The sequence below is a fragment of the Streptomyces sp. NPDC057950 genome (assembly GCF_042887295.1).
Lineage (GTDB): Bacteria > Actinomycetota > Actinomycetes > Streptomycetales > Streptomycetaceae > Streptomyces > Streptomyces kaempferi.
In genome coordinates this window covers 57,412-78,458 of record NZ_JBHVPP010000002.1, presented here as the reverse complement: position 1 = coordinate 78,458, position 21,047 = coordinate 57,412, and the positions used below count along the sequence as shown (strand labels likewise).

The window sequence follows — 21,047 nt, the reverse complement described above, 5'->3', positions numbered from 1 at the left end:
CAAGGCCCTCAAGGCCGATACGGGGGTCTGGGCGCGGAGCTCCGGGAACGGGGACGGCGGGGACGAGAGACGCCGGTGCCGGGAACGAGAGTCCCGGCACCGGGCATCCCCCGCTCAGCGCGCGTACCGCAACAACGCCCGCACCATGTGACACGTGGTGTCCGACGGCGGATGCACCCCGATGACCGCGGCGGTGTCGCGTATCACGTCGTTGCGGGCCTGATTCGGCACGTACACACCGGAGTCGAGCAGAGCGATCGCAAGACGCATCGCCTTGAGCCGACGGTTGTGCGTGACGTACCACTCGCGGGGACGCCCCGGCGGCAGCGGGCGCTTCGCCACGGGCTCGTACGGCAGGTCCATCAGGACCGCCCTCTTCGATGTGGACTGGGTGGGCAGCGGCTTCAGTGCGGCAGCGGGCACCGGCATCCTCCTGTCGCGGTCGGGGCACCGCCGGCCCTCCCGGCGACCCCCTCGAACACTTCCTCCAGTCTACTGCCCGCCACTGACATCCGGGGAGAGCGTGAGGCCCGACAAACACCGAGGTGAAGGCCATAATTGACGTCCTGTCACACCAGGTTCCAGCGGTGCGCGTGTGACGCCAGAAATTCGAACAGACTCATCGATGTACCGTGTCCGGCATGGAGATCTGGATCAACCCGGCCTGTTCGAAATGCCGCGGCGCCGTCGCCCTGCTCGACGCGGAGGGCGCGGACTACACCGTGCGCCGCTACCTGGAGGACGTACCGACGCCGGACGAGATCAGGGCCGTACTGGAGCGGCTCGGCCTCGAACCGTGGGACATCACCCGCACCCAGGAGGCCGACGCCAAGGAGCTCGGGGTGAAGTCGTGGCCCCGGGACGACGACTCACGGGAACGCTGGATCACGGCGCTGGCAGAGCACCCGAAACTCATCCAGCGGCCGATCATCACCGCGGACGACGGCACGGCCGTCGTGGCGCGCACCGACGACGCCGTGCGCGAGGCCCTGTCCCGCTAGGGCCTGCCTCCCCGGCCACCTCACGTCCCGGCTGTCCGACCCCTCCCCCAACTCCCGCGTGACACACGTCACTTCAGTGACTTGGGTGAACTGTTGAGCAGCCCCGTTCGGTATCTCGTACATAGCGGCATACGGATCGCATCCGGCCGCCCATGGCGGCGGCCGGGGACAGGAGGCGCGCATGTCGCGTAGGAGAACTCTCAGTCCCAAGAAGAAGCTCGCGCTGCTGGTCAGTGCCGCGGCCGTGGCGGGAGGCGGCGCCTTCGTCATGGCGACCACCTCCAACGCGGCCCCGGTCCAGAACGCGTCCAACTCGACGGTCTGCCAGGGACTGGCCACCGCGCTGGGCAACAACCAGACGTTCATCGACGGGCAGCGGGCCAAGCCCGACGCCCAGTCGCAGGCCCGGATCGCCAACCGCGAGGCGGTCATCGCGCAGATCAAGGTCCAGCAGGCGGCGTCGAACTGCCAGGTCGGGGAGTCGGCTCAGGGCCCCCAGGCCGCCCAGCCCGCGCAGCCCGCGCAGCCCGCCCAGCCCGCCCAGCCCGCAAAGCCCGCGCCGAGCGCGCCGGGGAAGCAGCAGACCACCCCGCCCGCGCAGGGGGCGGGTGGCGGCGCGGCCACCGGCCGGCAGGTCTGTGCCGGCTCGACCGTCACCCTCTCCGGCGAGGGCGGCGCACCGGCCGCCTCCAGCAACCAGTTCCCCGCCGGGACGAAGCTCAAGGTCACGAACCTGGACAACAACAAGTCCACCACCGTGCAGGTCACGTCAGTGTCCGGCAGTTGCGCGCTGCTGAACAACGCCGCGTTCGAACAGGTCCGCGAGCCGGGCAAGTTCCTGATCCGCCGGGCCCTGATCGAGAAGGTGGGGTGAGGGCCGACGGCTGACGATCCGGGAACTCCACGAGCCCGAAGGTGAGTTCGGCCGACGCGGTGTTGGGCGGCGCCTGCGGCGAGACGTCCGGGAGGACGGCTCCGTACGCGCGGCAGCACCGCGGCGGGGCCCGTGCCGCCACCCGGCACGGGTCATGGGTCCTGCTGTTCGCGGCCACGAGCAGCAGGACCGGCACCTCCAGAACACCCGGCGCACCCGGCGCCCCGGTATCGAGCGGAGAGCCGTGCCACGGGCACTCGGCCTCCCCGCCGGGACAGGGGCCGCGGCGGCCGGCAAACGGACCGCGCGCGCAAACCCATCGCATACGAGCCGCCGCGGCCACCCCGGGCGGATCACGGTGGCCGGCGCGCCCCACTCGCGGCCTTGGCGAAGGGGCCCCTGCCGGCGGTCGCGCATCGCTCTCGGCCGGTGAGGTGCGACACAGGGGCATCAGGTAACACGGGGTTCATGCTCGGGCAATGATCGGGAAATCGCCTGTTGACAGGCTGCCTGGCATGACGCGGCGCCAAGGTGCCGCGAGCGCCGCAGCACCCGCGGTGCGCCTGGAGACCCACCCGAAGGATGTGGCCCGTGACCTTCAAGGCTGAGTACATCTGGATCGACGGCACCGAGCCGACGGCCAAGCTCCGTTCGAAGACGAAGATTCTGGCCGACGACGCCAAGGGTGCCGAGCTGCCGATCTGGGGCTTCGACGGGTCCTCCACGAACCAGGCCGAGGGCCACGCCTCGGACCGCGTACTCAAGCCGGTCGCCAGCTACCCCGACCCGATCCGCGGCGGGGACCACGTCCTCGTCATGTGCGAGGTCCTCGACATCGACATGACGCCGCACGAGTCCAACACCCGTGCCGCGCTGGCCGAGGTCGCGGAGAGGTTCGCCGCTCAGGAGCCGATCTTCGGTATCGAGCAGGAGTACACCTTCTTCGACGGGGAGCGCCCGCTCGGTTTCCCCGTCGGCGGCTTCCCGGCCCCCCAGGGCGGCTACTACTGCGGTGTCGGCGCCGACGAGATCTTCGGCCGTGACATCGTCGAGGCGCACCTGGAGAACTGCCTGAAGGCGGGCCTCGGCATCTCCGGCATCAACGCCGAGGTCATGCCCGGCCAGTGGGAGTTCCAGGTCGGCCCGCTCGCCCCGCTGGAGGTCTCCGACCAGCTGTGGGTGGCCCGCTGGCTGCTCTACCGCACCGCCGAGGACTTCAACGTCTCCGCCACCCTCGACCCCAAGCCGGTCAAGGGCGACTGGAACGGCGCGGGCGCGCACACCAACTTCTCCACCAGGGCGATGCGCGAAGGGCCCGAGGGCTATGCCGCGATCATCACCGCGTGCGAGTCACTGGGCGAGGGCTCGAAGCCGCTCGACCACGTCAAGAACTACGGCGCCGGCATCGACGACCGCCTGACCGGCCTGCACGAGACCGCTCCGTGGAACGAGTACTCGTACGGCGTCTCCGACCGCGGTGCCTCGGTCCGTATCCCGTGGCAGGTCGAGAAGGACGGCAAGGGGTACATCGAGGACCGCCGTCCGAACGCCAACGTCGACCCGTACGTGGTCACGCGGCTGCTCGTCGACACCTGCTGCGCCGCGCTGGACAAGGCCGGCCAGGTCTGACCCACCCCCTGCCCGCGAAGGGGCGCCCACCATTCCGGTGGGCGCCCCTTCGGCGTGGCGCGCCCCGTACGTCGGCCCGGCGTGCGGACCCCGGGCGGGCGCTGCGCGCCCTCGTTCGCGTCAAGGGCGCGTCCGACCTTTGAACCAGGACTCCTGCCCGGCCCCGGCTTCTGCTTCAATGGAGACATGGCCAGCCACCAGAAGTGCACCGCGACGGGTCGCCACGACCTGGAGCCCTTCTGGCCTTCCCGTCAGCATCACGACTTCGACCGGGTGTGTTGCCGCGCGACGAACGCGCCGGCCCTCTAAAGCCGTACACCCCGGCCTTCGGCCAGCGCGCACGACGTACGTCCTCGACGGCCCCGACCACGAACTCGCGGTCGTCGACCCTCCCGACGAACTCCTCGCGCGAAAGAGCTGACCCCTCATGGCGAACACACGTTCCTTCACTTCCGTCGCGACCTCCCCCGCCCCGGCCACGCCCGCGCCCGGCACCGGGCGCCACCGGCTCCGTGCCGTCGACCGGGACGAGGTGGTGAACGTGGCGGACTTCCTGCCGCCGGGCGCCACCTGGCTGCCCGCGCCCCCGCACACGCTGCCGGTGCTGCCCGGCCGGCCGCCGATGATCGGCTACCTGCTCCTCGTGCCGGCCGACCAGCAGCCCCTGCTGCCGGTCGCCGTCGCCCCTGACCCGGCGGGGACGCCCGCCCCCGCCGGAGGCGACGCGCTCGTCCGTATCGACTCCGTGCAGCGCACCGCCGAGGTCGACGGGCGGACGCTCGACCTCACCTACCTGGAGTTCGAGCTGCTCGCGCATCTCGTCGCGCACCCGCACCGGGTGCACACCCGGGACCAGTTGGTCACCACCGTGTGGGGCTACGGACACGTGGGCGACGGACGGACCGTCGACGTGCATGTCGCGCGGCTGCGCCGCAAGCTCGGGGTGCAGCACCGGCAGTCGATCCAGACGGTACGACGAGTCGGCTACAAGTACGCGCCCCCGACCGGCCGCTGACCGGTCCGTCGGCCGGTCGGCCCGTCCCGCGTCCGCGACACCTTCGGGCGGATCTTCTGTCAGCAGATTCCCGTTCCGTCCGGTGCGCCGACCGTGCAGAGTCGTCACCATGAGACTTCTGGTGATGGGCGGTACGGAGTTCGCGGGGCGCGCCGTGGCGCGGGCGGCTGTGCGACGCGGCTGGGAGGTGACCGTCTTCCACCGGGGACGGCATGAACCTCCCTCCGGGGTGAGGTCGTTGCTCGGTGACCGCACCGCTCCGGACGGGCTCGCCGCGCTCGCGGGCGCCGCCGCCGAAGGTGACTGGGACGTCGTCGTCGACACCTGGTCAGCGGCGCCGCGGCCCGTCCTCGACGCGGCCCGGCTGCTGGCGGACCGGGCCGCGCGCCATGTGTACGTGTCGAGTTGCTCGGTCTACGCGTGGGCTCCGCCCGCCGGGTACACCGAGGACGCGCCGCTCGTGACGGGGGCGGCGAAGGACGCCGGGCGGACCGACTACGCGCGGGACAAGCTGGGCGGCGAGCTGGCCGCCGTCTCCGCGTTCGGCGCGGAGCGTTCGCTGCTCGTGCGGTCCGGGCTGATCCTCGGGCCGTACGAGAACATCGGCCGCCTGCCGTGGTGGCTGGGCCGGATCGCGCGGGGCGGGCCCGTGCCGGCGCCCGGACCCCGGGACCTTCCCCTCCGGTACCTCGATGTCCGTGACCTCGCCGAGTGGATCCTCGGGGCGGTGGAGCGGGGAGCGAGCGGGGCCCACAACCTGACGGGTCCGCCGGGTCACGCGACGATGGGGGAGCTGCTCGACGCGTGCGTGCGGGTGACGGGGAGCGGCGCGGAACTGCGGTGGATCGAGCCGGAGGTGATTCTGGGCGCCGGGGTCGAACCGTGGACGCAGCTGCCGGTGTGGGTGCCGCCGGGGAGTGACCTGCACGATGCGCTGTACGGAGCGGATGTCTCGCGGGCGGTGGAGGCCGGGCTTCGGTGCCGGGACGTCTCGGAGACGGTCGCCGACACGTGGGCGTGGCTCCAGGCCGTGGGCGGTACGGCTCCGCGGCGTCCGGACCGCCCACCGGTCGGGCTGCCTCCGGAAGCGGAGGCCAGGTTGCTCTCCCGGTGACCGGTCCCGCCCTCCTGGAGGCCGCGCCCCCTGGCGGGGGTTCGGGGCGGAGCCCCGAGAGTCGTGCCGACGCCCGGGAAAGAAACCCCTTCAGAGCGCACTGAATATTGTTCAAACCCGTTTTCGGAGATCAACTCCCCGAAAATCGTGCGCTTCTGAGCCCATTGTGCCGGAAATGGCCTCACGAACTTCTAAGATTTTCCGAGGTTTCTGAACGCCTCACACGTCACCTGCGTATGGATGGGAGCCGCTTCACTCCTGTCGGGCGCCCTCGATGCCCCGCAAGGAAGTCAGAGGAGTTCCATGGGACGCAACGTACGAAAACGCCGTTCGCCGCTGGCCGTTCGGGCCATCGCCGCGTCGGCAGCACTCGCGATCGGCGGGGGTGGACTGGTCTGGGCGAACTTCTACGCCTCGGCGCACGAGGAGAACTCGTCTCCCAACACCACGAAGGCCGCCACCGCTCAGGTGGCCACCATCAGTTGTCCGGACGTCGGTCAGAAGCTGACCAACGTGCCGGACAAGGCCCGCAGTGAGGTCGACGGCGAACTCGCCACGCTGGACCAGCAGATCACCGCCGCCTACCAGCGGCTCGCCACGACCCGTGACGCGCAGACGAGGGACCCGAGCTTCGTCCAGAACTCCATCCTCGGACCGCTGAAGAACAACCGGGCGGTGATCATCGACCGGATCAAGCTGGAGATCAGCCGGGTCGGCGGTTCGACACCGTCCTCGCTCGACGGCCTGTCCTCCTGCACGGGGACGCCCGCCAACCAGACCAACGCCGGTCAGAACAACGGCGGTCAGAACAACGGCGGGACGGCCAGTCCGGCTCCCTCGGCCAGCGCGAGCGCCGGCGGCCAGCAGGGCGGCGGCCAGCAGGGCGGCGGCCAGCAGGGCGGCGGCCAGCAGGGCGGCGGCCAGCAGACGGGCAACGGCGGTCAGGCCGGCAACGGTCCGCTCGCCTCGGACTTCGTCGACATCACGAAGGTCCAGGCGAACGTGCCCCGCAAGGCACGGACCCGGGCCGGCGGTTCGACGGGCACGTTCACCACGTCCTGCGGCGTGAACGCGAACAAGAAGTTCAACACCGACAACGTGATCGTGGCGCCCGGCGTCAGCAACGGCGCGCACCACCTGCACGACTACGTCGGCAACCAGTCGAACGACGCGTTCGCCAACAACGACACGTTCGCCGCGGCCAAGACCACCTGCGCCAACCAGGGCGACAAGTCGACGTACTACTGGCCGGTCGTGCGTATCCAGAACGGTACGCAGGACTTCGACCAGAACAACGACGGCGGTGGCAAGGAAGGAAACGTCGGCCAGATCCAGCAGGTCAAGCAGGCGCAGATCAAGTTCGTCGGCAGCGCGAAGAGCCAGGTCGTCGCGATGCCGAAGTTCCTGCGCATCATCACGGGTGACGCGAAGACCACGACCAACGGTCTCGCGAACGCCAACGCCCACTGGTCCTGCACCGGCTTCGAGAACAAGGTGCAGCTCACGCAGCAGTACCCGATCTGCCCGCGGGGCAGCACCGTGGTACGCACCTTCGCCTTCCAGAGCTGCTGGGACGGGGTGAACATCGACAGCGCGAACCACCGTACGCACGTGGCCTTCGCGGACGCCCAGGGCAACTGCGCCAATGGCTTCAAGGCCATTCCGCAGCTGACGATGCGCCTCGTCTACGGCTTCCGGGCACCGACCCTGCAGAACGGGCAGATCAAGAACGCCTACGCGGTGGACGGATTCCCCGAGCAGCTGCACAAGGCGGCCACCGACCACGACGACTTCATCAACGTCTTCGACGAGAACCTGATGAACAAGATGGTCAACTGCATCAACAAGGGCCAGCGTTGTAAGTGACCCCCATGAGGAAGCCGGTGGCGGGATTCTCCCGCCACCGGCTTTCTTGTGTCCTCACGTCCCCGGCCCGCCGGACGGGGAGGCTTCGCGCGCTCAGCCGCTGTGCTCGTGACCGGCGTGCGCGCCGTGCGAGGCCCCCTCCTCCAGGGTCCCGCCGAGACGGCCGCGCAGGGACGTGACCATCTTCTGGTCGCCCACGGCCACCCACTTGGCGCCCACGAGGTACGAGCCGCCGTAGTCCTTCGCACCGTTGAGCCACTCGCGCTGACCGCGGTCGGTGGCGAAGGTCGCCAGGATGAACTTGCCGGCATCGACCTTGCAGACCCCCTGGCGGATCTCGTCCGCGTCGGTCTGGATGTCCGGACGGCACTTCACCTCGGCCGCCAGATCCTCCAGGCTGCCGGTCGCCGTGGCGGGCACCCTGTCCGCCGTGCCGGCCTTGGTCCCGCCGTCGTCCGACCCTCCGCAGCCGGTCAGCGCCAACAGCGCCACGGCGGCTCCCGCGACGAGCTTTTCGCGTGTCAACCTCATACGTTCCTCCGGTACCGTCGGCGCCCGCGCCATGGAGAGCCCCGGCGAGGGCCCTGGTCTTCGATACGGCTCCGAGGCGCTCAGCACTCAATCGGCCACCGCGGGGCGCGGGAAAGCCGATGCCGTCACCAGTACACGTATGCGAAAGTGTGCCGCGTGAACGAAGACTGGGAAGAGCGTACGGCGGCGGCCTGGGCCACTTTCGACGACTACGAGGAAGCGGACGCGGCGGACTTCCGGGCGGTGATCGACGCACTGGTCGCCGAGCTGCCCGCGGACAGTCCGCTCGGCCCGTTCGAGCGGGCCTGCGCCTGGGACTCGACGGGCCACTCCGACCAGGCCGTGCCGCTGTACCGGGAGGCGCTGTCCCGCGGACTCGACGGCTACCGAGGGCGCCGCACCAGGATCCAACTCGCCAGCTCGCTGCGGAACATCGGGCAGGCCGAGGAAGGCGTGAAGCTCCTCACCCCCGAACTCGTCGCCCCGTCGGACGAGTTGGACGACGCCGTACGCGCCTGCCTCGCGCTGTGCCTGGCCGACCTGGGCCGCGAACGCGAGGGTCTGGCGCTGGTGATCGGCGCCCTCGCGCCCCATCTGCCGCGCTACCAGCGGTCGATGGCCAACTACGCGCGGCTGCTCGTCGAGCCCGAGGGCTGAGTCCGCCGGACCGAGGTGACCATCCACCGATTCGCTCGTTCTGCTGAATGTGCAGTCACAGGATGTAGCCCCGCGCCCCACCGCCTCCTCCGGACCGGTCGTCGACGTCGCCCAGGCCGAGGCCGCGCTCGTCGAGCACTACCCGCGGCTCGTCCGGCTCGCCTACCTGGTACTGCCGCCGAGCCTCGGCCGCAACCGGCGGGTGCTGACGGCGCACGCCCTCACGCAGCGCGCGCTGCCCCGGCGCCGCACTCCCTCGTCCGTGATCCCGGCCCAGGCCACCGGCCGCGACGGCGACCCGGGCTACGCCTTCGTACGCCTCACGGTCGTGCGTACGGCACTGGAGGCCGGTCTGCCGCTGCGGCGCACCGCGTGGCCGAAGCGGTCCCAGCTGCCGCCACTGCTGCCCCACGTGTGGGGCCTGCGGCTGTTCCCGCGCTCGGGCGGCGCCGACGAACTCGCCCTGGACCAGCGGCTGTCCGCGTTGTCCGGGGCGGCCCGCGCCGCGTATGTGCTGCGCGGGCTGGAGAAGCTGGCCGACGCCGACGTGCGCAGGGTGCTCGCGGCGGCGGGAGTCGGCGATCCCCGAGCGGCACTCGCGGAGGCCGATCGGGTCGAGGCCCGGGACCCGCTGCTCCATTCCCCGGAGTTCGACCCCTGCGCGCTGCACGCCCGGCCCACCGATCTGATGCGGCGCAGACAGCACATGAAGGCCGCGCTCGCCGCCGGTGCGGCGGTCGTCGTCTGCGGCGCGCTGCTCGCCCTGCCCGGCGACGGCTGGGGCCCCGAGGGTCCCGCGGCCCCCTCGTACGCGCAGAACCCGGCCGCCGTGGCCGCGCTCGACCCGGGGAAGGTGACCCGGGTCCCCCCGGCGGCCTGGCGGACGTCCGCCCGCACGGACCTCTCGGTGTGGCCCGCGCGCGGAAACCTCGCCGGGGACAGCGCGCTGCTGCGCCGCGCCCTCGCCGTCTGGGCCCGCCCCGGCGGGTCCGTGCAGGTCTCGGCGACCCCGGGCACCCCGGCGGGCGCCCCGCCGGGACCGCCCCAGCTGCTGTACGCCGGTGACGTGGACCAGGCCCGGGTGGTGCTGTTCCACGACGGGCTGCGCATCGCCCGGTACGCCGAGCCGCGCGACGGCACCGGCGGGGCGGCCCTCGACTTCGCGCGGGTCGACGGCGCGCGGGGGGCCGAGGCGAGCGCGGTCGTCCTGGACCGTGCCGACGGCAACGTCCGCTACCTGACCGCCCCCTGGGTGACCGGGGCCGCCGAGCGCGACCTGATGAAGCCGGCCGCGGGCTCGACCGCCCTCACCCTGTCGGCCGACGGTGCCACCTCCCCGCTGGCGGGTCCCGCCCGGACGGGCGCGTGCACGTCGTGGAACGCGCTGCAGCTGACCGACGCCACCGGCACCCGGCTGATGACCGACCTCGGCGAGCTGGTCCCGGCCCATCTGACCTCCGGACCGCCCTCGGCGCCCCACGAGGCCACGGGTGCGGCGGCACTGGCGAACTGGGCGCCGTTCGCCTGCTCCCTGACCGCCATGCGCTCCGAGGGCGTGCGGTCGGTGAACGCGTGGCAGTACGCGCGCCAGCCGCTGCCGGACGCCGGCGGCGAAGCGGCGTGGGTGTGCACGCGGGCCGACACCTGGCGGGGCGACGGCACCCGTGTGCTGGCCCAGTTCCACACCCCGGGCGGGACGTACGGGGCGGTCGCGGCGAAGGCCGAGAACTCGCCCGCGTGCGGCGCCCGCGACTCCCATGTGCTGGCGGGCGTGCTGTGGAAGTCGGGGAGGGGTGCCTGGTATCTGCTCGCGGCCGGCAGCAAGGGCACCGCGTCGGTCACCGCCACCGGCGGGGTGACCGGATCTGCCCAGGGTCCCCTGCTCGCCGTACGGACCAGGCAGGGTGCCCAGGCCGGACTGCGGGGCGACCTGACGGACGGCAGGTCGGTCACCGGGCTGCGCTAGTGCCGGACCAGTGGGCGGCCCGGCGGACAGGGGGAAGGCCCTAGTTGACGTTCATGTCAACAAGTGGGCGCCGAGGGGTTCTCCCCCTGCCCTACTCGTCAGTACATTGACGCCATGTCTCACACGCATGCCCGACCGCCCCGGCCGGTCGCGTCGGAGCGGACCCCGCTCAAGGCGCGGAAGGTGTCGTTCTCCTGGGACGACACTCCGCTGCACTGGGTCCCGGGAGATCCGTTCGCCGGGCACACGATCAACGTGCTGCACCTGCTGCTGCCCGCCGGTGAACGCTGGTTCGTCCACGTCTACCGGCAGGTGCTGCCCTGCATCACGGACGAGCGGCTGCGCGAGGACGTGATCGGGTTCATCGGGCAGGAGGCGATGCACTCACAGGCCCACGACGAGGTCCTCCCCCACCTCAGGGAACTCGGGCTCGACCCCACGCCCTACACCGCGCAGGTCGACTGGCTCTTCGAGAAGCTGCTCGGCGACCGCACCCTCCCCCCGGGCCGGGCCCGCAGATGGTGGCTGATGGAGCGGGTCGCGATCATCGCCGCGATCGAGCACTGCACCGCCTTCCTCGGCGACTGGGTGCTGAACGCCGAGGAGCTGGACCGGCGCGGCGCCGATCCGACCATGCTGGACCTGCTGCGCTGGCACGGCGCGGAGGAGGTCGAGCACCGCTCGGTCGCCTTCGAGCTGTTCATGCACGTCGACGGGGGCTACCGGCGGCGCGCGCGGACCTGGGCCACCGCCTTCACCGCGCTCGTCTTCCTGTGGCAGCGCGGGGCGCGCTTCTTCATGGAGAACGACCCGACCCTGCCGGCGGGCCGGGCCGGCTTCAAGGACTTCTACCGGAGCGGACAGCAGGGCGTGCTGCCGGCGACCGGGGACATGCTCAAGTCCATCCCCCGCTACCTCAGCCGCTCCTACCACCCCTCCCAGGAAGGGTCCACCGCGCAGGCCGTCGCCTATCTGGCCAGCTCCCCCGCCGCGAGAGCCGCGGCCACGGCCGGGGAGGGCGTGTGACGCCCCGACTGCGGACCGTCGCGGCCGTCGCGGGTACGGCCCTGCTCGTCCGGCGCGCGCTGCGCCGCCGGATCGGGGCCTCACCGCTGTGGCCGCTGCCCGCCCTGGAGGAGCCGGTCTCCGGCCGCCCTCGCTCCCGTGCTCTGCGGCTGACGGTCACCGGACACGAGCGGATCGCCGACGGTGTCGTACAACTGCGCCTGGAGGGACACGGTCTGCCGCGCTGGGAACCCGGCGCCCACCTCGAACTGGTGCTGCCGTCCGGACGCGTCCGGCACTACTCGCTGTGCGGCGATCCCGCGGACACCTCGTCGTACACCGTCGCGGCGCGCCTGGCCGAGGACGGGCGGGGCGGCTCGCGCGAGGTCCACGAACGGCTGCGGGAGGGCATGGCGGTCGAGGCGCGCGGACCGCGCAACCGGTTCCCGCTCGCCCAGGCGCCCGGGTACGTCTTCGTCGCCGGCGGCATCGGGATCACACCCCTCCTGCCGATGCTGCGGGCGGTCCAGGGCCGGGCGGACTGGCGGCTGTTGTACGGCGGGCGCACCCGGGCGTCAATGCCGTTCCTGGAGGAGATCGAGCGGCTGGACCCGGCGCGGGTCACCGTCGTGGCCGAGGACGTGGACGGGCGGCCCGACCTCGGCACGCTGTTCGCGGGCCTGCCCGAGGGAACGGCGGTCCACTGCTGCGGGCCGGAGGGGCTGATGGCGGCGGTCGAGGAGCGGCTGCCGGAGGGGGCCGCACTGCACCTGGAGCGCTTCACCCCTCGCACCCCGGCCGCGGGTGACGGCGACAGCGCCTTCGAGGTCGAATTGCGCCGCAGCGCACGGACCGTGACCGTGCCGGCCGGCTCCACGCTGCTCGCCGCCGTACGGGCCGAACTGCCCGACACCCTCTACTCCTGTGAGCGGGGCTTCTGCGGGACCTGCCAACAACGCGTCCTGGAGGGCGAGATCGACCACCGGGACGAACTGCTCACGGACACGGAACGTGGCGACTCGATGCTGATCTGCGTGTCACGGGCGCGCGGCGACCGCCTCGTCCTCGACATGTGAACGACCATGGTCGCTCCGGCCCGTTCCCGGCCGGATCCGATCGGTAAGGTGTTCGCATGACAACCGGGGTACGCCGCAGGATGGGTGTCGAGGAGCGGCGGCAGCAGCTGATCGGCGTCGCCCTCGAGCTGTTCAGCCGACGCTCGCCCGACGAGGTCTCCATCGACGAGATAGCCTCCGCGGCGGGCATCTCACGGCCGTTGGTCTACCACTACTTCCCCGGCAAACTCAGCCTGTACGAAGCCGCGTTGCAGCGCGCCGCCGACGATCTCGCGAGTCGGTTCGTGGAGCCGCCCCAGGGACCTCTGGGCGCGCGGCTGCTGCGGGTCATGCGCCGGTTCTTCGACTTCGTGGACGACCACGGGCCCGGTTTCTCGGCGTTGATGCGGGGCGGTCCCGCGGTCGGCTCCTCGAAGACGAACGCGCTCGTCGACGCGGTGCGGCAGGCCGCGTATGTCCAGATCCTGTCGCACCTGAAGGTCGAGAGCCCGCCCGTCCGGCTGGAGCTGGTGATCCGCTCGTGGATCTCGCTGGTGGAGTCGACGGCGCTGATCTGGCTGGACGGCCGGCGGATTCCGCGCGGCGAGCTGGAGGTGCAGCTCGTGCACGACTTCGCGGCGCTGGCCGCGGTGAGCGCCGCCCGGGACGAGGAGCTGGGCGCGCTGCTGCGCGGTGCGCTCGAGGGCGAGCCGGGCGACGGGCCGTTCACCGACCTCGCCGTCCGGCTCATCGCGCTGGCCACGCCCCCGAAGGCGTAGGCGCCCCTTCCCGCGCTGTCCTACTCCTCGAACTTGCGGTACGACGGGTCGAGATCCCGGACCTCGGCCGAGACGTGCAGGGCGAGACCGGCGACGGGCTCGACGTACTTGCGCAGCAACTCCAGCACCGACTCGGTGAGCCGGACCTTGGTCTCCTCGCTGCGGCCCGCCAGCAGGGCGAGCGTGACGTGCACCACCGCGTGTCCGTCCGCCTCCGCTCCCACCACGTTGTCCCCGGTCGGCCGGAACCGCGTCTTGCACGCCTCGATCCGTGCGGCCGCCGTCTCGACCACCACCGGGTGCAGCGCGAGCGCGAATCCGCGCCGGTCGAAGGATTCGTCGAGGGCGGCGGAGTAGTCGACGGTGATCTGCGGCATGAGCACTCCTGTTCTAGGTCAACGAACTCACCTTAGGGCCTGCCCCGGCCTGAGCTGGAGCGCGAGCATCGCGACGTCGTCCTCCCGGTCCTGCCCGAAGCGGTCCAGGAGCATGTCGCACAGCGGCCGGACCCCGGGCGGGGCGTCGGCGACGGCCGCGCGCAGGCGTTCCATGGAGATCGCGAGGTCCGTGCCGCGGGTCTCGATCAGGCCGTCGGTGACCACGAGGAGCCGGTCCGAGGGCTCCAGGAACAGTTCGGTGGGCGTCGGCCGGTTCACCGCGAGACCGAGGCCGAGCAGCGGCCCGTGGACCTTGGCGTATTCGGCGCCGCCCGCACCGTGCACGATCAGTGGCGGGATGTGGCCCGCGTTGGCGACGCGTACCCGCCCGGTCTCCGGCTCGACCAGGATCAGGCAGACGGTCGCGGTGACCTCGGGGTGGTAGCGCTGGAGCATCCGGTCGAGGCGCTCGGCGAGGACGGCCGGGTCGCTGTCCTCGACGCAGTAGGCGCGCAGCGCGTGCCGGATCTCGACCATCACGGTGGCCGCCTCCAGCGAGTGACCGACGACGTCGCCGACCGCGGCGAGGACACCGTCGCCGGCGCGCAGCGCCGCGTAGAAGTCGCCGCCGATCTCGGCCTGTTGGGACGCGGGTTCGTAGCGCACCGCGATGTCGACACCGGGCAGGTCGGGCAGCTTGTCCGGCTCGGGCAGGAAGCTGCGCTGCAGGGTGAGGGCGACATGGCGCTCGACCTGGTACATCAGCAGCGGCTCGGCGGCGAGCGCGGTGGCCTGGGCGAGCCGTGCCACCCCGGCCTCGTCGGCGGGGCTCTGGGGGCGTGAGTCGCGTACCGGAGTCGCCAGGCACACCGGCGCCTTGCCGCCCTGGGCCAACACCAGCCGGGCGTCGTCCTGGACGCCGGGCCGGAAGAACCCGGCGGGCCACAGCGGCGAGTGGACGACGGTGCGGTGGACCACGGCCCGGTCCGCCCCGAGCCTGCCGATCAGCCGGGCCACGGCCTCGTGCGCGCCGCGGTCGGGCAGCGCGAGGGCGATCCGCTTCGGGGACATGCCCCGGTACAGCTCGCCCTCCGGGCCGAGGACGAACACGACGGCCGGGAGGCCGGTGAGCCGGGCGGTGCCCTCGGCGGCCGCGTCGACGAGTTCGTCGAGGCTGCGCGCGGCCTGCACGGTGACGATCGTCTCGGACAGCAGCGTCAGCCGCCGTATCAGCGCCTGGTCGTCCGTGCGCAGCCGGGCCGCGCGCACCACGGCCCGTACGACGGTCTGGATCTCCTCCGGCTCGGCCGGCACCTTCAGACATGCCTCGGCGCCGGAGTCCAGGCTGCGGCGTCGGTCGCCCGGGGCCGTACCGGCGCCCGAGAGGTGCACCACGGGCAGATCGCCCAGCACCTGATGTGTCTTGAGCCGGCGGCAGAGTTCGAAGCCGGTCATGTCCGGCAGATCCACCCGGACGAGAAGCACGTCCGGCAGGGTGCCCTCGCGCAGCCGGGTGCCGAGTTCGCGCAGCGCGTCCGCGGCGGTGGCGACGGGAAGGACCTCGTGACCGGCGCCGCGCAGCAGCGCGCTCATGGCGAGCCGGTCGTCCGCCACGTCGTCGACGACCAGCACGGTGGTCGACCCGTTCCTTCTGCTGTTGCCGTCCAACTGAAAGCCTCGGGCCTGCCGGTGGGGCGGACCGGGTGCCCGGTCCGCCCCACCAAGGTAATGCCCTTTTCAGGAGGTCAGGGAGAAGACGGCCACAGTCCGTGCCGGAACGGTGAAGGTTCCCGTCTCCTTCTGGTAGGCGGCGGACTTGACGACGGGGTCGGCACCCGCCCGTTGCACCGGGTGCAGCGCGTAGGGCGTCCCGGACAGCGAGCCGATCCGCTGTTCCTGGCGCTGGGGTGTCGCGTTGAGGACGACGACGAGGCCGCCGAGCTTCATGGTGATCACCCCGGGTGTCTCGTCCTTCCCGGACAGCGGGAAGGACAGCTTCGACTGCACCTGGCCGGCCGTGGCGAGCGAGAAGACGCTCTCGGTGGTGCGGATCCTCAGCAGGTCCTGGTACGCGGCCGAGCTGCCCTCGATCTGTCCGCACCCGACCTTGACGGTGCTCAACAGGGGTTTGGCGTAGGGCCACTTGGACTGGTTGTCGGCGGCCATGGGGAGCCCGCGCCCGAATCCGTTGCCGTCCCTGCAGTCCCAGTGGACGGCGTTGAACCAGTCGCCGCTGTCGAACGAGTTGCGGTCGAGGGACTTGGAGCGCAGCAGGTCGGATCCTGCCTGGGAGAGGGACGGGCCCTGCGAGAGGGTGGCCGTCGCCATGGCGAGCACCTGCATGCGCGCCCGGTCGTCCGCACTCGTGGTGGCCGGCAGCTTGTAGGTGAGGGCGTCGTACAGGGACTCGTTGTCGTGCGCGTCGGCGTAGGCCAGCGCGTCGCCCGGCGCCACGGCGTACCCGGCCGGCCCGCCGTTGTAGTCGACCCCGGAGCCGGTGACCTCCTTGCCCGCGGAGTCGGTGAAACGGTACGCGGCCAGGTTGCCGGTCAGACCGACCTTGATGAGGTCCTGGTAATGCAGCAGGCGGGCCTTCTGCTCGGCCGGGGTGCCGTTGGCGGTGGAGGAGTTGGGATCGGTGAACAGACCCGACGCGAAGCCCTGGACGCCGGGGTCCTCGTCGAAGGGGCTTCCGCCGCGCACCGCGTCGCGGGCCCGGTCGGAGAAGGTCGCGATGCCGGTCCCGGCCATGTTCTTCTGGGTGGCCTGGACGAAGCGGGCGTCGTCGGCGACCTCACCGAAGTTCCAGCCCTCCCCGTACAGGATGATCTTCTTGCCGTCGACGCCGTCCCTCGCGACCGTGAGCGCGTCGAGGGCCTTCCTGACCGCCAGGATGTTGGCCTTGGGGTGGTGTCCCATGAGGTCGAAGCGGAAGCCGTCGACCTTGTACTCCTTGGCCCAGGTGACGATCGAGTCGACGACGAGCTTGCCCATCATGGCGTTCTCGGGAGCCGTGCCCGCGCAGCAGGTGGAGGTGGCCACACTGCCGTCGGCCATGAGCCGTTGGTAGTAGCCGGGGACGATCCGGTCGAGGACGCTGGTGTCGGCCTGGCCGCTCGCGGCGGTGTGGTTGTAGACGACGTCCATGACGACCCTGAGGCCGTCCTCGTTCAGTGACTTGACCATCTTCCGGAACTCGACCGTGCGTCCGGTGCCGTCGGGGTCGGTGGCGTACGAGCCTTCCGGCACCGTGTAGTGGTACGGGTCGTAGCCCCAGTTGTACGCGTCCTTCGCGGCGGTCTTCGCGACGCACTCCTGCTGCTTCTCGGAGTCGGCCGGGTAGGAGGCCAGATCACAGTCGGTGCTCGCCCGGTCCGCCTTCTTCTCGGGAACGGTCGCGAGGTCGAAGGCGGGTAGCAGGTGCACGTACGAGGTGCCGGACGCGGCCAGCTTCCTCAGGTGCTTCGAGCCGTCGCTGTTCTTGTCGGTGAAGGCGAGATAGGTGCCCTTGTCCTTGGCTGGGACGGTCTTGTCCTCCACCGAGAAGTCGCGGATGTGCAGTTCCTGGATCTGCGCGTCCCGCAGCGGCACGGCCTTCGGCTTCTTCAGCGAGGACCAGCCGGACGGGGCGAGGGACCTGGCGTCCAGGTCGACGACCAGGCTGCGCTCGGAGTCGGTGGTCAGGGCGACCGAGTACGGGTCGGTGACCTTGTTGGTGACGACCTCGCCGACGGTCGGCGCCCACACCTTCACGACGTAGCGGTAGGGCTTGCCCGTCCAGGACCGCCTGCCCGTGACGGACCAGACGCCGGTGGTGTCGTTCCGTCGCATCGCGACGGTGGTGCCGTCGAGGTCGAGGCTCACCGACTGGGCGGTCGGGGCCCATACGGACAGGGTGGGGACTCCGTCGTGGAAGACCGGCCCGAGCCGCGCCTTCCCCGCGTCGTAGAGGTCGTCCAGGACGCCGGCGGTCTGCACGCCGGTCGCCGCCAGCACGGCGCCGTTCGCCGCGCGTTGCGTGGCGACGAGCTGGCCGCCGAGCGACGCGCGGACCCGGTCGCGGTCGCGCGGGTCGACCGACCAGGCGGTGTACGTCCTCAGGTGCGGGAACGCGGCCTTCTGGGCGTCGGTCAGGGTGGTCTTCTCCAGCCGCAGCCAGCGCTCGTCGTCGCTGGTCAGCGTCCCGTCCTTGACGGCGATCGAGCCGTCGCGGGAGGACAGGAGCTGGGTGGACACGGCGGCGTCGGAGCCGTTCCAGGCGACCGTGTCCCGGTCGATCCAGACCGCCTTGGAGGTGGTCGGGTCGAGTGCGGCCGCGCTGCCCGCGGGCTGCGGGAGCAGGTACTTCTCCTGGCCGTTCAGCAGCCACACCTCGTGACCGTTCGCGGTCAGGTCGAGGGACTGGTCGGTGGGCAGGTCCTTCTCGTCGCCCTTGTGGAGGATGTAGCTGAGGCTGGTCGCGCCCTCGGCGAGCGGCACCTCGTAGACGGCTCCGTAGGCGTCGGTGCGCACCGGCTGCAGGGGCTTGGTCCAGTCCGTGGGCGTCGCGGCCCCGGTCCAGGTGTGCAGGCCCCAGCCGGTGTAGTCGCCGTCGGCGCGGTGGTAGTGCAGCACCGCCTTGGACTTGTCCTGGGCGGGGTGGTCGGGCCGTTCGGTGAGGACCGGCTCCTTGCCCTGCTCGAGCCAGACCTCGCCGGTCTTCGTGACGTCGATGGTGCGGTCGGTGGCTACGTCCTTGTTGCCGTCCTTGTCGATGACGAGGAAGCCGACGCTGGAGGCACCGGGCTTCAGCTTGACGTAGGCGAAGGCCCCGTAGGCGTCGCGGCCGACGAAGTCGTGGCCGACGGGCCAGGTCGTGGCCTCGCCGTCGGCGAGGTCGCCCCAGGCGTACAGCCGCCAGTCGGTGTAGTCGCCGTCGGTGCGCTTGTAGTGGACGACCGCGTAGTCGCGCGAGGAGGCGGTGGGGACCTCCGGGGCGGGCGGGGTCCCGGTGGTGGTCGTCGCCGTCGCACTGGCGGTCCGCCCGGCCGAGTCGACGACCACCGCCTTGTAGCGCAGGGTCGTTCCGGCCGGTACGTTCTCGCCGATGACCTGGGTGACCTTGTACGGGGCGTGGTCGGCGGAGCCGAGGGTCCGCCATTTTCCGTCTCCGACCTGGGCGGCGAAGACGACCCGGTCCAGTTGACCGCCGGTGACGTCGGCGCCGAGCTCGACGGTGCCCGTCGCGCCCGCGTCCGGCGCCTTCAGGGTGAGCGAGGGCTTCGCGGCGGGGGCGCCGAGTGGACGGCCCGCCTTGAGGACGACGGCGGAACCGGCCGGGACGGTGACGGTGACGTTCCGGTCGGCGTCGCTGGTCGGATGGGAGGAGGTCCCGTAGATCCCCCGGAAGGTCGTGCCCGCGGAGCCGGTCGCGAAGGTCGCCGTCCTCGCCTCGCCCGCGTTGTTGAGGGCGACGAGGTACTCGGTCCTGTCGCCGCCGGTACGGGAGAAGGCGTAGATGCCCGCCCCGTCGGCCGCGTACCGCTCCGTCTGCACCCCGTCCGCGAGGGCCGGGTTGTCCTTGCGGAGCTTCGAGAGAGCGGCGATCTCCTTGTAGAGCGGTGCGCTCGTGTCGTAGGCGTCGCTCGCGTGCGTGCGATCGGTGCCGAGCTCGTCGTCGTCGAGGTAGTCGGCGACCTTGGAGGCGAACATCGTCTGACGGGCGTCCTTGTCGCCGCCGGCGCCGGTGAAGCCCTGTTCGTCGCCGTAGTAGACGACGGGGTTGCCGCGGCTGAGGAACATCAGCTCGTTGGCGAGCCGGTCCTTCTTCACCAGCTCCGCGTCCGTGCCCTTCGGGTCGTCCTGCCTCAGGAAGGATCCGATGCGGCCCATGTCGTGGTTGCCGAGGAAGGTGACCTGCTCGTACGCGTTGGCCTTGTCGGTCGTGTACTTGTAGTCGTCCCCGAACACGGACGCCAGCTTCTTCGCGCTGGCGCCCTGGGAGGCGTAGGAGCGCGCCGCGTCCTGGAAGGGGAAGTCGAGGGTCGCGTCGAGCCGGCCCTGGGTGACGTACGGCGAGGTGACCGAGGTATCGGCGGAGTAGACCTCGCCGAACATGAAGAAGTTCTTCCGGCCGCGCTCGGCCGCGTAGCGGTCCAGGGCGGTGGCCCACTGCGTCCAGAACGGCATGTCCACGTGCTTCACGGTGTCGATCCGGAAGCCGTCGACGCCGAAGTCCCGCACCCACCGCTCGTAGATCTTCTCCATGCCGCCGACCACCTCGGGACGCTCGGTCCACAGGTCGTCGAGACCGGAGAAGTCGCCGTAGGTGGTGGACTCGCCCGCGTAGGTGGAGTCGCCCCGGTTGCTGTACATGGCCGGGTCGTTGAGCCAGGACGGGACCTTGGCGTTCTTCTTCGCGGCGGGCACGGTCGGCGTGCGCGGGAAGGAGTCGGTGTCCACGGACGGGAAGCCGTGGGTGCCGTCCGCGTAGTCCGCGTCGTCGAAGGGCCGGCCGTCCTCGGTCAGATAGGGGAAGGCGCCCTTGGAGAGGTAGTCGTAGGACTTCTCCCGGTAGTCCACGACGTCGGCCGTGTGGTTGGTGATGACGTCGAAGAAGACCTTCATGCCCTTGGCGTGGGCCTTGGAGATGAGGGTCTCCAGGTCCTTGTTGGTGCCGAAGTGCGGGTCGACGCGGGTGAAGTCGGTGATCCAGTAACCGTGGTAGCCGGCCGAGGCGTCCTTGCCGGTGCCCTGCACGGGCTGGTTCTTGAAGATCGGCGCCATCCAGATGGCGGTGGTGCCGAGGCCCTTGATGTAGTCGAGCCGCTTGGTGAGGCCCTTGAGGTCGCCGCCCTGGTAGAAGCCCTTGTCGGTCGGGTCGTATCCGGTCGACAGCCGTGAGCCGGTCAGCCCGCCCTCGTCGTTGGAGGTGTCGCCGTTGGCGAAGCGGTCCGGCATCACGAAGTAGAACTGGTCGCGGGTGGCGTCGTGCCGCGCGGGCTCGGCCGCGAGCTTCGCGTCGGACGGGGGCGCGGGCGGGGTCTCGGCCCGCGCCGCGAGGGGTTGCGCGAGCGATACGGCGAGCGCGGCGGCGAGGACCGCCGCGCGCAGCCTGGAACGGCCGGGGCGAACCGCCGGCCCTCTCGGTATCAGGTCCACCGGTGTGAACTCCTAGCGATTACGGCGCATATGGGTCC

Annotated in this window: 16 protein-coding genes; 11 read left to right on the top strand and 5 right to left on the bottom strand. The window is 71.3% G+C overall.

The window, feature by feature from the left end; translation table 11 throughout:
• Positions 1–114 precede the first annotated feature (114 nt).
• Complete coding sequence (locus ACFVTC_RS04570; protein ID WP_390123897.1) at positions 115–423, bottom strand: hypothetical protein; 309 nt, start codon at positions 421–423, stop codon at positions 115–117.
• 218 nt (positions 424–641) lie between these two features.
• Between ACFVTC_RS04570 and ACFVTC_RS04565 the strand changes: the two genes are divergently transcribed.
• From ACFVTC_RS04565 to ACFVTC_RS04540, 6 genes are all read left to right on the top strand, one after another.
• Positions 642–1,001, top strand: a complete 360-nt coding sequence (locus ACFVTC_RS04565) for an arsenate reductase family protein (protein ID WP_390123895.1) — start codon at positions 642–644, stop codon at positions 999–1,001.
• Positions 1,002–1,182: 181 nt separating this feature from the next.
• Positions 1,183–1,875, top strand: coding sequence for a hypothetical protein (locus tag ACFVTC_RS04560; protein WP_390123893.1), 693 nt, complete (start codon positions 1,183–1,185; stop codon positions 1,873–1,875).
• A gap of 591 nt (positions 1,876–2,466) precedes the next feature.
• The gene (gene glnII, locus ACFVTC_RS04555; protein WP_390123891.1) at positions 2,467–3,504 is read left to right on the top strand and encodes a glutamine synthetase; all 1,038 of its coding nucleotides are present in this window, start codon (positions 2,467–2,469) and stop codon (positions 3,502–3,504) included.
• A 427-nt stretch (positions 3,505–3,931) separates the two neighbouring features.
• The gene (locus ACFVTC_RS04550; protein ID WP_390123889.1) at positions 3,932–4,519 is read left to right on the top strand and encodes a winged helix-turn-helix domain-containing protein; all 588 of its coding nucleotides are present in this window, start codon (positions 3,932–3,934) and stop codon (positions 4,517–4,519) included.
• Positions 4,520–4,628: 109 nt separating this feature from the next.
• Positions 4,629–5,633, top strand: coding sequence for an NAD-dependent epimerase/dehydratase family protein (locus tag ACFVTC_RS04545; protein ID WP_390123887.1), 1,005 nt, complete (start codon positions 4,629–4,631; stop codon positions 5,631–5,633).
• Between the two features lie 303 nt (positions 5,634–5,936).
• Positions 5,937–7,499: a DUF1996 domain-containing protein gene (locus ACFVTC_RS04540; protein ID WP_390123885.1), complete on the top strand. Its 1,563-nt coding sequence runs from the start codon at positions 5,937–5,939 to the stop codon at positions 7,497–7,499.
• A gap of 93 nt (positions 7,500–7,592) precedes the next feature.
• Here ACFVTC_RS04540 and ACFVTC_RS04535 read toward each other — a convergent pair whose 3' ends face one another.
• Positions 7,593–8,030, bottom strand: coding sequence for a hypothetical protein (locus ACFVTC_RS04535; RefSeq protein ID WP_390123883.1), 438 nt, complete (start codon positions 8,028–8,030; stop codon positions 7,593–7,595).
• Between the two features lie 156 nt (positions 8,031–8,186).
• Between ACFVTC_RS04535 and ACFVTC_RS04530 the strand changes: the two genes are divergently transcribed.
• The 5 genes from ACFVTC_RS04530 (at position 8,187) to ACFVTC_RS04510 (ending at position 13,492) form a co-directional block, all read left to right on the top strand.
• Entirely contained in the window at positions 8,187–8,687 is a 501-nt protein-coding gene (locus ACFVTC_RS04530) for a tetratricopeptide repeat protein (RefSeq protein WP_168527797.1), read from the top strand.
• A gap of 49 nt (positions 8,688–8,736) precedes the next feature.
• Entirely contained in the window at positions 8,737–10,653 is a 1,917-nt protein-coding gene (locus tag ACFVTC_RS04525) for a hypothetical protein (RefSeq protein WP_390123881.1), read from the top strand.
• Between the two features lie 114 nt (positions 10,654–10,767).
• Positions 10,768–11,679 (top strand): metal-dependent hydrolase, encoded by a 912-nt coding sequence (locus ACFVTC_RS04520; protein WP_390123879.1) that lies wholly within the window; start codon positions 10,768–10,770, stop codon positions 11,677–11,679.
• Complete coding sequence (locus ACFVTC_RS04515; RefSeq protein WP_390123877.1) at positions 11,676–12,734, top strand: PDR/VanB family oxidoreductase; 1,059 nt, start codon at positions 11,676–11,678, stop codon at positions 12,732–12,734. The genes ACFVTC_RS04520 and ACFVTC_RS04515 overlap by 4 nt, the downstream gene beginning before the upstream one ends.
• A 56-nt stretch (positions 12,735–12,790) precedes the next feature.
• Complete coding sequence (locus ACFVTC_RS04510) at positions 12,791–13,492, top strand: TetR/AcrR family transcriptional regulator (protein WP_390123875.1); 702 nt, start codon at positions 12,791–12,793, stop codon at positions 13,490–13,492.
• 20 nt (positions 13,493–13,512) lie between these two features.
• On the opposite strand, the gene ACFVTC_RS04505 is transcribed toward ACFVTC_RS04510, so the two are convergent.
• The 3 genes from ACFVTC_RS04505 to pulA form a co-directional block, all read right to left on the bottom strand.
• The gene (locus tag ACFVTC_RS04505; RefSeq protein WP_329287448.1) at positions 13,513–13,869 is read right to left on the bottom strand and encodes a 5-carboxymethyl-2-hydroxymuconate Delta-isomerase; all 357 of its coding nucleotides are present in this window, start codon (positions 13,867–13,869) and stop codon (positions 13,513–13,515) included.
• A gap of 27 nt (positions 13,870–13,896) precedes the next feature.
• Positions 13,897–15,501 carry a SpoIIE family protein phosphatase gene (locus ACFVTC_RS04500; RefSeq protein ID WP_390123873.1) on the bottom strand — a complete coding sequence of 535 codons (1,605 nt, stop codon included), beginning with the start codon at positions 15,499–15,501 and terminating at the stop codon, positions 13,897–13,899.
• Between the two features lie 105 nt (positions 15,502–15,606).
• Positions 15,607–21,003 carry a pullulanase-type alpha-1,6-glucosidase gene (pulA, locus tag ACFVTC_RS04495; RefSeq protein ID WP_390124693.1) on the bottom strand — a complete coding sequence of 1,799 codons (5,397 nt, stop codon included), beginning with the start codon at positions 21,001–21,003 and terminating at the stop codon, positions 15,607–15,609.
• Between the last annotated feature and the right edge of the window lie 44 nt (positions 21,004–21,047).

Excerpts from the sequence above, each read along its gene's own strand:
- ACFVTC_RS04520 (WP_390123879.1), top strand. The coding sequence starts at position 10,768 with ATGTCTCACACGCATGCCCGACCGCCCCGGCCGGTCGCGTCGGAGCGG.
- ACFVTC_RS04560 (WP_390123893.1), top strand. The coding sequence starts at position 1,183 with ATGTCGCGTAGGAGAACTCTCAGTCCCAAGAAGAAGCTCGCGCTGCTG.
- ACFVTC_RS04510 (WP_390123875.1), top strand. The coding sequence starts at position 12,791 with ATGACAACCGGGGTACGCCGCAGGATGGGTGTCGAGGAGCGGCGGCAG.
- ACFVTC_RS04535 (WP_390123883.1), bottom strand. The coding sequence starts at position 8,030 with ATGAGGTTGACACGCGAAAAGCTCGTCGCGGGAGCCGCCGTGGCGCTG.
- ACFVTC_RS04540 (WP_390123885.1), top strand. The coding sequence starts at position 5,937 with ATGGGACGCAACGTACGAAAACGCCGTTCGCCGCTGGCCGTTCGGGCC.
- ACFVTC_RS04565 (WP_390123895.1), top strand. The coding sequence starts at position 642 with ATGGAGATCTGGATCAACCCGGCCTGTTCGAAATGCCGCGGCGCCGTC.
- ACFVTC_RS04505 (WP_329287448.1), bottom strand. The coding sequence starts at position 13,869 with ATGCCGCAGATCACCGTCGACTACTCCGCCGCCCTCGACGAATCCTTC.
- ACFVTC_RS04550 (WP_390123889.1), top strand. The coding sequence starts at position 3,932 with ATGGCGAACACACGTTCCTTCACTTCCGTCGCGACCTCCCCCGCCCCG.
- ACFVTC_RS04545 (WP_390123887.1), top strand. The coding sequence starts at position 4,629 with ATGAGACTTCTGGTGATGGGCGGTACGGAGTTCGCGGGGCGCGCCGTG.